Origin of the sequence: Pseudomonas eucalypticola (genome assembly GCF_013374995.1) — a bacterium.
Taxonomy (GTDB): Bacteria; Pseudomonadota; Gammaproteobacteria; order Pseudomonadales; family Pseudomonadaceae; genus Aquipseudomonas; species Aquipseudomonas eucalypticola.
Genome location: NZ_CP056030.1, coordinates 3626014 through 3639684, shown reverse-complemented (window position 1 = coordinate 3639684; position 13671 = coordinate 3626014). Strand labels below are relative to the sequence as shown.

Below are 13671 nucleotides of genomic sequence, written 5' to 3'. Positions count from 1 at the left end.
TTGTTGTTATTGTCGCAATGGGTGCAGCAGTGGCCGTCAGGCCGCGCGGGTCTTCATCGAAAGGCCCCCGGCAGCCCGTAGATGCGTGGGGCGTTATGCAGGAAGAATTTTTCCTGGGTATGTGCGGGTTGTGTCGCCATGCATGCCTTGACCAGGTCCAGGGTGGTGGTGAAGTTGGCGAGGTGGTCACTGTTGGGCCAGTCGCTGCCGAAGAAGCAGCGGTCTTCGCCGAACAGTTCCAACAGACGGCCCAGTACATCGAGGTAGAAAGCCGCGTCGCGGATCAAGCCGTGGTCGCCTACCTGCGGAATTTCCGCAAGCTTGGCCATCACCTGCGGGCGGCTGGCCAGTTCCTGCAACTCGGCGGTGAAGGCCAGGTCTGGGGCGTTGGGCAGGTGGTCGACGACGATGCGCAAGTGGGGAAGGCGATCGCTGAGTGCCAGCAGGGCCTGGATCAAGCGGGCATCGGGGTTGGCGCTGTCCAGCACCAGGCCGCGCTCGGCCACGTGGGCCAGGCTGTCGATGAAGCCGGTTTGCTGCTGGTCCGCGAGCAGGTCGCGGCCCCACAGGTTGCCGTAGCGAATACCGCGAAAGCGCACATCGGCGGCGAGGCGCTCCAGGTCAGCGCCAAAGGTTGCCGCGAGCGGATCGAGGTTGCCGATGTAGCCCACCAGGCGTGGGTCCTGGTCAAGGGTGCACAGTACCCAGTCGTTGTCTTCGCGACGCGGGCTGGCTTCCACCACCATGGCGCCGATGACCCCGCAAGGTTCGGCCTGCGCCCAGTAATCGGCAGGCAGGCGTGGGCCGTAGACGGCGTCCCCCGGCTGTGGCCAGGGAATGCCTTCGGCACGGGTCGGGTCGTAGAGGTGCAGATGGCTGTCGAACAGAGGGCCGGTGTAGATCAAGATCAGCGTCCTTTCAAAGGGTTTTTCCATGTCAGGCTTGGAGGTACACCACATGAGTATGGGTGTATTCATACAGCCCATGTTTGCCATCGGCACCCCCCACGCCCGACTTGCGCACCCCGGCGTGGAAGCCTTGCATGGCCTCGAAGTTCTCGCGGTTGATGTAGGTTTCGCCAAAGTCGATTTCGCGCATGGCCTGCATGGCCTTGTTCAGGTCACGGGTGTACAGCGAAGACGTCAGGCCGTATTCGCAGTCGTTGGCCAGGGCGATGGCTTCGTCCAGGCCGTCGACCACCTGGATCGGCAGTACCGGGCCGAAGATTTCCTTGCGCATGATCTCCATGTCGGCGCTGCAGCCCGCCAGCACAGTGGGCTGGTAGTGGAAGCCTGCGGGCCGGTCGGCGAGGTGGCCGCCGGTGATCAACTGGGCGCCGTCGGCCAGGGCTCGGCGCACCTTGGCGTCGACGCTGTCCAGCCCCTGGCGGTTGATCAACGGGCCCATTTCCACGCTGGCGTCGGCCACCGGGTCGCCGTACCGCGTGGCAGCCATGGCGGCGCCAATACGCTCGATGAATTGATCGGCCACCTTGCGCTCCACGTACACCCGCTCGGCGCAGTTGCACACCTGGCCGGTATTGATGATGCGCGAGTCGCGAATGGCTTTCACTGCCAGTTCAAGGTCGGCGTCGGCCAGCACGATGGCCGGGGCCTTGCCGCCCAGTTCCAGGTTGAGCTTGGTCAGGTTCGGCGCGGCCGCGGCCATGATGCGTGCGCCCGTGTCGACGCTGCCGGTGAAGCTGATCATGTCGACCTTGGCATGGGCACTCAGGGCGGCGCCCACGCGGCCGTCACCGCAGACCACATTGAACACCCCGGCGGGCAGGTCCGTCTCGGCCACCAGCTGGGCGAATTCGAAGCAGTTGTTCGGGGTTTCCTCGCTGGGCTTGATGACGATGGTGTTGCCGGTGAGCAGTGCCGGGGCCATCTTGCGGGCGATGAGGAAAAACGGGAAATTCCACGGCAGGATACCGCCCACCACGCCCAGCGGCTTGCGCAACAGGAAGATGTTTTCGCCGGGGCGGTCGCTGCTGATGATTTCGCCTTCGATGCGTCGGGCCCACTCGGCCATGTAGTCAAGGTAATCGGCGGTGAAGTTCACCTCTACCTCGGCCAGGGCGCCGATCTTGCCTTGCTCAAGGGTGATGGTGCGGGCCAGGGCGGGGGCGTGCTCGCGCAGTTTCGCGGCGATGCGGCGCAGGTGTCCCGCGCGTTCGATGGCCGGCTTGCGCGCCCAGTCCCGCTGCGCCTGGCGCGCGGCCGCCAGGGCGCGGTCGACCTCGTCGGGGCTGGCCGCCGGTACCCGCGACAGCAGGGCACCGGTGGCCGGGTTGAACACCTCCAGGTGCTCGGCGCTGGCGGTGAAGTGGCCGTTGATGTAGTTCTGGTAAACCGGTACGGATGACATGGCAGGCTCCCTGAATTCAGTACGTGCGTGACGGCGCGGGGGTATCGGGGGTGTCGCGGTAGCGCGCCAGGTTGTCCAGCGCCGCCTGGCGCAGCAGGCTGATATCGATACCCACGGCGACGAACTGGCAACCCCAGCTCAGGTAGCGGCGCGCGTCCTCTTCGCGCGGTGCCAGGATGCCGCAGACCTTGCCGGCGGCCAGGGTGGCGTCGATGGCATGGCGGATTTTTTCCTGTACTTCGGGGTGTGACGGGTTGCCCGCGTGCCCCAGCCCCGTGGACAAGTCCGCCGGGCCGATGAATATCGCATCCACCCCTTCCACTGCGGCGATGGCTTCGACGTTGTCCACGCCCAGGCGCGATTCCACCTGCACGATCAGGCACACCTGCTCATGGGCGGTGTGCAGGTAATCGGGCACCCCGTCCCAGCGTGTCGCGCGGGTCAGGCCGCCGCCCACGCCACGGATGCCGTGGGGTGGGTAGCGCATGGCGCGCACCAGGGCCTGGGCCTGCTCGGCGGTGTCGACCATGGGCACCATCAGGGTCTGGGCGCCGATGTCCAGCAACTGCTTGATCAGGTTGGCGTCGCCGGTCACGGGGCGTACCACGGGCGCGCAGCCATAAGGGGCGACGGCCTGCAACTGCGCCTGGATACTGGGTACGGTGTTGGGCGCGTGCTCGCCGTCGATCAGCATCCAGTCATAACCGAACGTGGCCACCAGTTCGGCGGCGTTGCCGGTGGCGAAGCCGGCCCAGATGCCGTACTGGGGTTCACGCTTGGCCAGCTGCGCCTTGAACGGGTTGATGGGTAGTTTCATGGGCGGGCTCCTCGGTCATAGGGGCGGTGCAGTGGGCATTCCGGGTTGAGGGTCACGCCAAAGCCGGGCTGGTCCAGGCGCGAAATGCGCATGCGGCCGTTCTCAGGCACCGGTTCGCCCAACAACTGTGGGTGGAACATCGGCACCACTTCATCGGCCTTGGGCGCCATCATCAGAAACTCGGCGAAGGGGCTGTTGTGGCGGGTAGCGACGAAGTGGTAGCTGTACACCGAGGAACCATGGGGCACCACCAGGGTGTTGTGGGCATCGGCCAGGGCGCTGATTTTTACCAGCTCCGTGAGGCCGCCGCACCAGCCCACGTCTGGCTGGATGATGTCGCAGCAGCCCATTTCCAGCAGCATGCGAAAGCCCCAGCGGGTGGCTTCGTGTTCACCGGTGGTCACCAGCATGCCGCTGGGCACGGCCTTGCGCAAAGCTGCGTAGCCCCAGTAGTCATCAGGTGGCAGGGCTTCCTCGATCCATTTCAGACCGAACTCGGCAGCGCCCTGGGCCAGGCGGGTGGCATAGTTGAGGTCCAGGCTCATCCAGCAGTCGAGCATCAGCCAGAAGTCCTTGCCCACCCGTTCACGCATGGTGGCCAGTTCCTCCAGGTTCTTGCGCAGGCCTTCCTCGCCTTCCGCGGGACCGTGGTGCAGGGCCATCTTGCCACCGATGAAGCCCATCTTCTGGGCCAGGTCTGGCCGCGCGCCCGTGGCATAGAACTGCAGTTCGTCACGCACGGCCCCGCCCAGCAACTGATGCACCGGCTCCTGGCGGATCTTGCCGAGCAGGTCCCACAGGGCGAGGTCGACCCCGGAAAGGGTGTTGATGACCAGGCCCTTGCGGCCGTAGTACAAGGTGGACTGGTACATCTGGTCCCATATCAGCTCAAGGTCGGTGACCCGGGCGCCTTCCAGGAAGCGTGCCAGGTGGTGTTCAACGATGTAGGCGGCCGGTTCGCCGCCCGTGGTCACGGCAAAACCGACGGTGCCGTCGCTGGCCTCGATTTCCACCACCAGGGTGCCCAGCACGTTGATGCCAAAGCTGCGGCGGCTCTGGCGGTACTGGGGGTATTTGCTCATGGGCGTGGCGATGTGGTCGTCGATCCAGTGGCCGTCGCCCTGGTCGTGGTAGTCGGCGCCGCCGCCGCGCAGGGTGAAGGCGCGCACGTGTTTGATGGTTGGAATGCTCATGGACAGCTCCTTGCAGGTAGTCGAATCAGTGTTGATAGCCGGGGCGCGGTTGCGGCCTGGCCCGGGGTTTGAGGGCAATGCCCAGCACCAGGGCCGCGGCGATGACAGTGGTGGCCGCCAGCACATAGAGGCCGGCGGCGGGGGAGGCGAAGTGCATCTCGGCCCAGTTTTTCAGCACCGGGGCAATGAACCCGCCCAGGGCGCCGAAGGCATTGACCAGGGCGATGGCACCGGCCGCGGCGCTGCCGGCCAAGGTGCGTGAGGGAAAGGTCCAGAACACCGGTTGCACGGCGATGAAACCCGCCGCCGCGAAGCACAGGGCAACCATGCCCCACACCGGGCTGGTGACACTCACCGAGCCGGCGATACCGGCGGCCGCCACCAACAGCGTCAGGCAGGCAACGCGGCGGTGGTCGCCACGCCTGTCTGCCTGGGCCGGCACCCACCAGGCGGCCAGCAAGGCGCACAGCCAGGGCAGGGCGGACACCAGCCCTACCAGCAGGCCGACCTTGCTGCCCAGCAGCCCGGCCACCTGGGTGGGCAGGTAGAACACCACGCCATAGACGCTGGCCTGGATGAGCAGGTAGATCACGCACAGGTACAGCACCGCGGGTTGGCACAAGGTCTTCAGCACGCTGCCGTGGCCCGGCTTGGCGGCGTCTTCCTGGTCAATCACGCCTTGCAGCCGTTGGCGCTCTTCAAGGCTCAACCAGGTGGCATCGGCAGGGCGGTTGTCCAGGTAAAAATAGGCCCACACGCCGACTGCGGTAGCCATCAGCCCCTCGACCACGAACAGCCACTGCCAGCCGTGCGCCCCGGCCACGCCGTCCAGTTCCAGCAGCAGGCCCGACAGCGGGCTGCCAACGATGAACGCCAGCGGCGCGCCAAAATAGAAGAAGCCCATGGCCTTGCCGCGCGCGGCGCCCGGGAACCAGTAGGTGAGGTAGAGGATGACGCCTGGGAAGAACCCGGCTTCGGCTACGCCCAGCAGGAAGCGCAGCAGGTAGAAGCTGGTCTCGGAGTGGGCCAGCACCATGGCCGCACTGATCAACCCCCAGCTGACCATGATGCGGCACATCCACAGGCGCGCGCCCACTCTGTGCAGGATGAGGTTGCTAGGCACCTCCAGCAAGGCATAGCCGGCGAAGAACACCCCTGCACCAAAGGCGAACGCGGTGTCGCTCAGGCCGGTGTCGGCCTGGAACGCCTGGCGGGCGAAGCCGACATTGGCGCGGTCGAGGAAAGCCATGATGTACATCAGCAACAGGAAGGGCAGCAGGCGCCAGGACACCTTGGCCAGCAGGGACGCGGGTAAAGTCTTCACGGCAGTATCCTTTTGGAATTATTTGACTGCGTGGTGTGTGGCAGGACTGTACGGCGGCTGCGCTATGCGCTACAAATCGAATTTTTCTCATGTCCGATACCCTCAGGGTATCGGTGCGCCGGAGTTTTCCCATGCAGCCCGCCGCCGTCTCCCGCAGCCTGTTCAACCGCCTGCGCTACAAGCACTTGCACATGCTGGTGGCCCTGGGCAGCAGCGAAAACCTGCACCGCGCTTCGCAGACGCTGGCCATGTCGCAGCCTGCGGCCACACGCATGCTGCACGAGATCGAAGACATGTTCGGCTGCGAACTGTTCGAGCGCCTGCCCCGGGGCATGCGTCCCACCGCACTGGGGGGCGAACTGATCCGCTTCGCCGAAAGCGCCCTGAGTGGCCTGGATCGCTGCGCCGAGGACCTGGCGGCCCGCCAGCAGGGCGGTTTCGGGTACTTGGCTATCGGCACCCTGATGGGCGCGGCGCCCGGGCTGGTCATGGACTCCATTGCCGAAATCAAGCGCCGCCACCCGCAATTGCGCATACGCATCATGGGCGACACCAGTGACCAGGTGATCCAACTGCTGGCTCAGGGGCGCATCGACCTGGCCATCGCCCGCCGCAACGCCAGCATCGACAGCCAGCACTATGATTTCGAGCCGTTGGGCAATGAGCGCCTGTTGCTGGTGGTGCACAGCCAGCACCCGCTGTTGCAACGCGCGACGTTGAAACTGGCGGAACTGGTGAACGACTGGCCCTGGATACTGCAACCTGACACCAGCCCGGCGCGTATTGCCCTGGAGCAGGCCTTGCAGCGCGAAGGCCTGGTGGCGCCGGCGGACATCATCGAATGCAGTTCGGTGTATTCGATGCAGCAGTTGATCCAGCTCACGGAGGCCATCATGGTGTTGTCGGAGACCGCCCTGCGCGATTACTTGCGCATGGGCCTGGTCACGGCGCTGCCGATCGAACTCGGCGAGCGCATGGCGCCGTTCGGGATTCTGTTGCGCAAGGGCGAGCCGGTCAGCCGCGAACTGGGGGCGTTCATCGAGTTGCTGCGGACCAGGGCGGCGCAAGGGCAGTAAGGCCGCGGTGGGTGGGAAACACGGACGAACAGTGCCACGGTTGCCCGCCAGCCGACGCTGCTGCATTATCCCAAGCCTATAACGAACCCATACCGTGGTAGCAGGAGTGAGCATGAGCACGCAGTCTTCAACCCCCAACGAGGTGCCCGCCCGCCTGGCCCAGGTGCGCGCCGTCATGGCCCGTGAAGGCGTCGATGCGCTGCTGGTCCCCTCCGCCGACCCGCACCTGTCGGAATACCTGCCTGGCTACTGGCAGGGGCGGCAATGGCTGTCGGGCTTCCATGGCTCGGTGGGCACCCTGGTGGTTACCCAGGCCTTCGCTGGCCTGTGGGCCGACAGCCGTTACTGGGAACAGGCCGAGAAGGAACTGGCCGGCAGCGGTATCGAGCTGGTCAAGCTTGGCCCGGGCAAGCCGGGGCCACTGGAGTGGCTGGCCGAGCACACACCCGACAATGGCACGGTGGCCGTGGACGGCGCGGTGATGGCCCTGGCTTCGCGGCGTACGCTGGACGAAAAACTGCATGGCCGCGGCGCTCGCCTGCGCACTGACGTCGACCTGCTGGCCGAGGTGTGGAATGACCGCCCGGCATTGCCCGATGCACCGGTCTACGCCCACCTGCCGCCGTACGCGACCGTCAGCCGCGCCGAGAAGCTCGCCGGTGTGCGCGCCGCCTTGCGTGAGCGCGGCGCCGACTGGCATTTCATCGCCACGGTCGATGATATTGCCTGGCTGTTCAACCTGCGTGGCAGTGACGTCTCGTACAACCCGGTGTTTCTGTCGTTTGCCCTGGTCAGCCAGGACCAGGCGCTGCTGTTCGTGGCCCCGGGCAAGGTCGATACCGAGCTGGCGGCCACCCTGGGTGCCGAGGGCGTGACCCTGCGCGATTATCACCAGGTGGGTGCAGCGCTGGCCGACGTGCCGGCTGCTGCGCGGCTGTTGGTAGACCCGTTGAAAGTCACCTGCGGCCTGCTGGATCACCTGGACCCTGCCGTCACCCTGGTCGAGGGTATTGCCCCGAGCACCTTCGCCAAGTCGCGCAAGAGCGAGGCGGACGCCGTGCACATTCGCCAGGCCATGGAGCAGGACGGCGCGGCATTGTGCGAGTTCTTCGCCTGGCTGGAGCCGGCGCTGGCGGGCCAGGTGGTCACCGAGGTGGACGTTGACACGCACCTCACCGCGGCCCGCGCCCGTCGGCCCAACTACGTGTCCCTCAGTTTCGCCACCATCGCCGCGTTCAACGCCAATGGCGCCATGCCTCATTACCGTGCGACCGAAGAGTCCCATGCGCGTATCGAAGGGGATGGCCTGCTGTTGATCGACTCCGGGGGACAGTACCTGGGCGGCACCACCGACATTACCCGCATGGTGCCGGTGGGTAACCCCAGCGAGGCGCAGAAGGCGGATTGCACACGGGTGCTCAAGGGTGTCATCGCCCTGTCCCGCGCCCGCTTTCCGAAGGGTATTCTCTCTCCATTGCTGGACGCCATCGCTCGAGCGCCGATCTGGGCCGACAACGTTGATTACGGCCACGGTACTGGCCATGGCGTCGGTTACTTCATGAACGTGCACGAAGGCCCGCAAGTGATCGCCTACCAGGCCACGCCGGGCCCGCAAACGGCCATGCAGGCGGGCATGATCACCTCCATCGAGCCGGGTACCTATCGGCCGGGGCAGTGGGGCGTGCGCATCGAGAACCTGGCGATGAACCGTGAAGCCGGCAGCAGCGAGTTCGGTGAGTTTCTCAGCTTCGAAACCCTGACGTTGTGCCCGATCGATACCCGATGCCTGCTGGTGGAGCAGCTGACGGCCGAAGAGCGTGGTTGGCTCAATGGTTATCACCGTGAAGTGCTGTCGCGGGTGGGGCCCCTGGTTCAGGGCGCCGCGCTGGAGTGGCTGCAGGTGCGCACCGCGCCAGTCTGATCCCTGCAGCGTTCGTGACGCGGGCTTGTGCGTTCGACTCAAGCCCGCGATAACGCCTCACGCACAAAGTCCAGGCGGTCCTGGCCGAAATACAGCACGTCATCCACAAACAGGCTCGGCGCGCCGAACACTCCGCGTTGCAGGGCCTGTTCAGTGTTTTCCTTCAGTTGCTGCTTGACCGTCTCGTCCAGTACCAGCGCTTGCAGGGCCTGGGCGTCGAAGCCTTCGGCTTCCACGGTTTCCTGCACCACTGCGGGGTCGCCCAGGTTCAGCCCTCTGACCCATAACGCCGAGAACAGGCAATCGAGCAGCGTCAGGAAGCGTTCCGGGTCGCGCATCTGGACGCCCGTTACCATGCGCATCAGGGGCAGCGTGTTGATGGGGAAGTGCGCGCTGAAGCGCAATGGCACCTGGTAGCGCGCGGCAAAGCGCTGCAAGTCCTGGGTCATGTAGCGGCCCTTGGCCGGGATGCTGGCCGGCGAAGCGTTACCCGTGGCCTTGAACACCCCGCCCAACAGCATGGGGCGGTACACCAGCTGGCCGCCGGTATCGGCGCAGATCAGCGGCAACTGCGTCCAGGCCAGGTAACTGGCGGGGCTGCCCAGGTCGAAATAGAACTCAACGGTCTTGCTCATGGCGGTGGCTCGCAGTGGCTCAAGGGAGGGGTTACCAGCGTTCGGCCCAGGGGCGCAGGTCCAGCTCGAAGGTCCAGGCGTCCCTGGGCTGGGTATGCAGAAACCAGTAGCTGTCGGCGATATGGTCGGGGTCCAGCAACCCGTCGCGGTCTTTTTCCGCATACTTCTCGGGAAATTGAGTACGGATGAACTCCGTGTCGATGGCGCCGTCGACGACCACATGGGCCACATGCAGGTTCAGCGGCCCCAGTTCACGGGCCATGCTCTGCGCCAGGGCGCGCAGCGCGTGTTTGGCGCCGGCAAACGCGGCGAACCCCGAGGCGCCCCGCGTGCCTGCCGTGGCGCCGGTGAACAGCAGCGTGCCTCGCTGGCGCCCGACCATGCGGCGGGCCACTTCCCGGGCCGTGAGGAAGCCCGAGAAACAGGCCATCTCCCAGATCTTGAAGTATTTGCGTGCGGTCTCGTCCAGGATGCTACACGGCACGTTGGCGCCGATATTGAATACGTAGGCTTCGATGGGGCCGATGTCCCGTTCTATGCGCTCCACCAGCGCGATCACTTCATCTTCCTTGCGTGCATCGCAGGCAAAGCCGAATGCCTGGCCGCCGTCGGCGTGAATGCGGTCTACCAGCGGCTGCAGCTTTTCCGCGCTGCGCCTCACGACACAAGCGGTGAAGCCTTCGCGGGCGAAGCGGCGGGCAATGGCACCCCCGGTGGCGTCGCCTGCACCGATGACCAGCACGACTTTATTATCAGGAGCGAGCGCCATGATGCGGTTCCTTCGATTGTCGATGGAACGAACCATAGGTCATGTTTCGGCGGGGCGGCAACCAATGGCCGACCCTTTCTGGAGGGTGTTTACGCTTTTTCGCAGGGCTACTTGCAGATGACGATCATGCTGCGGCTGGTGTAGCCGGCGGGGTTGAGCCCGAACGGGTAGTCGCCGGGGTCTTCCACCGCATCCCCGGACTTGGCCAATACCTTGTAGCCTTTGGTCCCGCAAGAGTCAGTCGCCGCCTGGTAGCACTGGTCCCAATTGGACGACAGGCCCGAGCAGTTGATGTGCAACCCTTTCCTGCCATGCTTGACCGACGTGTGTGAAGTGGCAGCGCAACCGGCAATGGCCAGAATCGCTGCCATGATCAGCAAATGTTTCATTGATGTCCTTACTGGCATGCCCGGATCTAACGCCCGAGTCTGATTAACGGCATATCACCTGATCCGTTTGAGACATCCTGTCACGGTCGAAAACTTCAAGTTTCACGAAGGGTTACAGCCTAAACAGGCTGGCGCTTTGCCGCAATTGCCAATGTGGAATTTTCTGTAATAGTTTCGGTTCAATCCGCCACCGGGGTGGGGTGCGGCTCCCGGCTCATGGTCAGCGTGGCGCCGATGGAGGCTGCGATGATCGAGGCAATGGCCAGCCATTGGGTGAACGACAACACTTCATGCAGAAACAACAGCCCCGACAATGCGCCGAACGCGGGCTCGATGCTCATGAGGGTGCCAAAGGTACGCGCGGGAAGGCGCGTCAGGGCAACCATCTCCAGGCTGTAAGGCAGTGCCGTGGATAACACCGCCACGCCCAGCGCCACGGGGAGCAGGGCGGGGGAGAGCAGGGCGCTACCGGCATGAACGATCCCGATGGGGGCAATGACCACTGCCGCTACCACTACCCCCAGCGCGGCACCCTGTATGCCGTTGTCGGCACCGGCCTTCTGGCCGAACAGAATGTACAGCGCCCAGCAGGCGCCGGCCCCCAGCGCATACGCTACCCCGACAGGGTCCAGCCCGGCCTGTGTGTCGCCGGTGGGCACCAGCAGCACCAACCCCATCACCGCGAGGGCTATCCAGAGGAAATCCAGTGGCTTTCGTGACGCATACAGGGCCACCGCCAGCGGCCCGGTGAACTCCAGGGCGACGGCGATGCCCAGCGGGACGGAGCGCAACGCCATGTAGAAAAGAAAGTTCATCCCGCCCAGGGCGATGCCGTAGATCACCACGGTGAGCAGGGAGCGAGCGGTGAGCCTGGCCCGCCACGGGCGCAACAGCAGCACCATGATCACCGCAGCGAACACCAGGCGCAGGGTCGTGGTGCCCTGGGCGCCGATCACGGGAAACAGGGTTTTGGCCAACGAAGCGCCGGACTGTATGGAGGCCATGGCGATCATCAACAGGCCGACGGGAAACAGCGTGGCGGCCAGGCTGCGGCGGGAGGTGGTCATTGCGGGGCAGGTCCTTCTATATATAGAAGTGGGGCAAGGGGGGACATGATGCGCAATTGTGGGGGGTTGGGCAATATAGTGCGCAGGGGCATGCCGGGGTGGCGTGAAGGCCTCCAGGCAGGCGTCCAGGGTATTCATGAGGTGGCAAGCGGGAAGCGTTTGACTTAAAAGGCAAATTACCAAAATCAATGCTTGACGGTCCGACAGAACTCTCTATAATTCGCCTCCCGCTAACGAGAGATCGAAGCGAGTCAAGTGGTTGAAGTTGTTAGAGATTCTCTGAAAAACTTCAAAATAAACGCTTGACAGACTCTGAGGAAAGCGTAGAATGCGCGCCTCGGTTGAGACGAAAGAATCAACCAACCGCTCTTTAACAACTGAATCAAGCAATTCGTGTGGGTGCTTGTGACTCAGACTGATAGTCAAAAAGATTATCAGCATCATAAGTTGCTCCACGAGAAATCATGGTTTAACCAACGATTGCTGAGCCAAGTTTATAGGGTTTTCTCAAAACCCGATTGCAGTATTGAACTGAAGAGTTTGATCATGGCTCAGATTGAACGCTGGCGGCAGGCCTAACACATGCAAGTCGAGCGGATGAAGAGAGCTTGCTCTCTGATTCAGCGGCGGACGGGTGAGTAATGCCTAGGAATCTGCCTGGTAGTGGGGGACAACGTTTCGAAAGGAACGCTAATACCGCATACGTCCTACGGGAGAAAGCAGGGGACCTTCGGGCCTTGCGCTATCAGATGAGCCTAGGTCGGATTAGCTAGTTGGTGAGGTAATGGCTCACCAAGGCGACGATCCGTAACTGGTCTGAGAGGATGATCAGTCACACTGGAACTGAGACACGGTCCAGACTCCTACGGGAGGCAGCAGTGGGGAATATTGGACAATGGGCGAAAGCCTGATCCAGCCATGCCGCGTGTGTGAAGAAGGTCTTCGGATTGTAAAGCACTTTAAGTTGGGAGGAAGGGTTGTAGATTAATACTCTGCAATTTTGACGTTACCGACAGAATAAGCACCGGCTAACTCTGTGCCAGCAGCCGCGGTAATACAGAGGGTGCAAGCGTTAATCGGAATTACTGGGCGTAAAGCGCGCGTAGGTGGTTTGTTAAGTCGGATGTGAAATCCCCGGGCTCAACCTGGGAACTGCATCCGAAACTGGCAAGCTAGAGTATGGTAGAGGGTAGTGGAATTTCCTGTGTAGCGGTGAAATGCGTAGATATAGGAAGGAACACCAGTGGCGAAGGCGACTACCTGGACTGATACTGACACTGAGGTGCGAAAGCGTGGGGAGCAAACAGGATTAGATACCCTGGTAGTCCACGCCGTAAACGATGTCAACTAGCCGTTGGGGTCCTTGAGACTTTAGTGGCGCAGCTAACGCATTAAGTTGACCGCCTGGGGAGTACGGCCGCAAGGTTAAAACTCAAATGAATTGACGGGGGCCCGCACAAGCGGTGGAGCATGTGGTTTAATTCGAAGCAACGCGAAGAACCTTACCAGGCCTTGACATCCAATGAACTTTCCAGAGATGGATTGGTGCCTTCGGGAACATTGAGACAGGTGCTGCATGGCTGTCGTCAGCTCGTGTCGTGAGATGTTGGGTTAAGTCCCGTAACGAGCGCAACCCTTGTCCTTAGTTACCAGCACGTTATGGTGGGCACTCTAAGGAGACTGCCGGTGACAAACCGGAGGAAGGTGGGGATGACGTCAAGTCATCATGGCCCTTACGGCCTGGGCTACACACGTGCTACAATGGTCGGTACAGAGGGTTGCCAAGCCGCGAGGTGGAGCTAATCTCACAAAACCGATCGTAGTCCGGATCGCAGTCTGCAACTCGACTGCGTGAAGTCGGAATCGCTAGTAATCGCGAATCAGAATGTCGCGGTGAATACGTTCCCGGGCCTTGTACACACCGCCCGTCACACCATGGGAGTGGGTTGCACCAGAAGTAGCTAGTCTAACCTTCGGGAGGACGGTTACCACGGTGTGATTCATGACTGGGGTGAAGTCGTAACAAGGTAGCCGTAGGGGAACCTGCGGCTGGATCACCTCCTTAATCGACGACATCAGCTGTATCATGAGCTCCCACACGAATTGCTTG

General features: G+C 63.1%; 11 protein-coding genes and 1 rRNA gene. 3 read left to right on the top strand and 9 right to left on the bottom strand.

What is annotated here, in order from left to right:
* Nucleotides 1-53: 53 nt before the first annotated feature.
* From HWQ56_RS16150 to HWQ56_RS16130, 5 genes are read right to left on the bottom strand one after another with little or no spacing between them, the layout of a single operon-like run.
* The gene (locus HWQ56_RS16150; RefSeq protein WP_245217766.1) at nucleotides 54-905 is read right to left on the bottom strand and encodes an amidohydrolase family protein; all 852 of its coding nucleotides are present in this window, start codon (nucleotides 903-905) and stop codon (nucleotides 54-56) included.
* Nucleotides 906-936: 31 nt separating this feature from the next.
* Nucleotides 937-2370 (bottom strand): aldehyde dehydrogenase, encoded by a 1434-nt coding sequence (aldA, locus tag HWQ56_RS16145; protein ID WP_176571142.1) that lies wholly within the window; start codon nucleotides 2368-2370, stop codon nucleotides 937-939.
* A gap of 16 nt (nucleotides 2371-2386) precedes the next feature.
* Nucleotides 2387-3187, bottom strand: a complete 801-nt coding sequence (locus HWQ56_RS16140; protein WP_176571141.1) for an HpcH/HpaI aldolase family protein — start codon at nucleotides 3185-3187, stop codon at nucleotides 2387-2389.
* Nucleotides 3184-4380 (bottom strand): L-rhamnonate dehydratase, encoded by a 1197-nt coding sequence (gene rhmD / locus HWQ56_RS16135; protein WP_176571140.1) that lies wholly within the window; start codon nucleotides 4378-4380, stop codon nucleotides 3184-3186. The genes HWQ56_RS16140 and rhmD overlap by 4 nt, the downstream gene beginning before the upstream one ends.
* Nucleotides 4381-4405: 25 nt before the next feature.
* Nucleotides 4406-5704, bottom strand: a complete 1299-nt coding sequence (locus tag HWQ56_RS16130; protein WP_176571139.1) for an MFS transporter — start codon at nucleotides 5702-5704, stop codon at nucleotides 4406-4408.
* A 131-nt stretch (nucleotides 5705-5835) separates the two neighbouring features.
* On the opposite strand from HWQ56_RS16130, the gene HWQ56_RS16125 reads away from it, so the two are divergent.
* Together HWQ56_RS16125 and HWQ56_RS16120 are read left to right on the top strand one after the other, a co-directional pair.
* Nucleotides 5836-6780 (top strand): LysR family transcriptional regulator, encoded by a 945-nt coding sequence (locus HWQ56_RS16125; protein ID WP_176572416.1) that lies wholly within the window; start codon nucleotides 5836-5838, stop codon nucleotides 6778-6780.
* Nucleotides 6781-6892: 112 nt separating this feature from the next.
* On the top strand, nucleotides 6893-8701 hold the full coding sequence (locus HWQ56_RS16120) for an aminopeptidase P family protein (RefSeq protein WP_176571138.1): 1809 nt from the start codon (nucleotides 6893-6895) through the stop codon (nucleotides 8699-8701).
* A gap of 38 nt (nucleotides 8702-8739) precedes the next feature.
* Here HWQ56_RS16120 and HWQ56_RS16115 read toward each other — a convergent pair whose 3' ends face one another.
* The 4 genes from HWQ56_RS16115 to rhtA all read right to left on the bottom strand — a co-directional run bounded on the left by HWQ56_RS16115 (nucleotide 8740) and on the right by rhtA (nucleotide 11561).
* Nucleotides 8740-9336, bottom strand: coding sequence for a 2-hydroxychromene-2-carboxylate isomerase (locus HWQ56_RS16115; protein WP_176571137.1), 597 nt, complete (start codon nucleotides 9334-9336; stop codon nucleotides 8740-8742).
* Between the two features lie 31 nt (nucleotides 9337-9367).
* On the bottom strand, nucleotides 9368-10105 hold the full coding sequence (locus tag HWQ56_RS16110) for an SDR family oxidoreductase (RefSeq protein WP_176571136.1): 738 nt from the start codon (nucleotides 10103-10105) through the stop codon (nucleotides 9368-9370).
* A 107-nt stretch (nucleotides 10106-10212) separates the two neighbouring features.
* Nucleotides 10213-10494 (bottom strand): hypothetical protein, encoded by a 282-nt coding sequence (locus HWQ56_RS16105; RefSeq protein WP_158157630.1) that lies wholly within the window; start codon nucleotides 10492-10494, stop codon nucleotides 10213-10215.
* Nucleotides 10495-10673: 179 nt separating this feature from the next.
* Nucleotides 10674-11561 (bottom strand): threonine/homoserine exporter RhtA, encoded by an 888-nt coding sequence (gene rhtA / locus HWQ56_RS16100; RefSeq protein WP_158157629.1) that lies wholly within the window; start codon nucleotides 11559-11561, stop codon nucleotides 10674-10676.
* 528 nt (nucleotides 11562-12089) lie between these two features.
* Between rhtA and HWQ56_RS16095 the strand changes: the two genes are divergently transcribed.
* Nucleotides 12090-13626 (top strand): 16S ribosomal RNA (locus tag HWQ56_RS16095).
* Nucleotides 13627-13671: the final 45 nt, after the last annotated feature.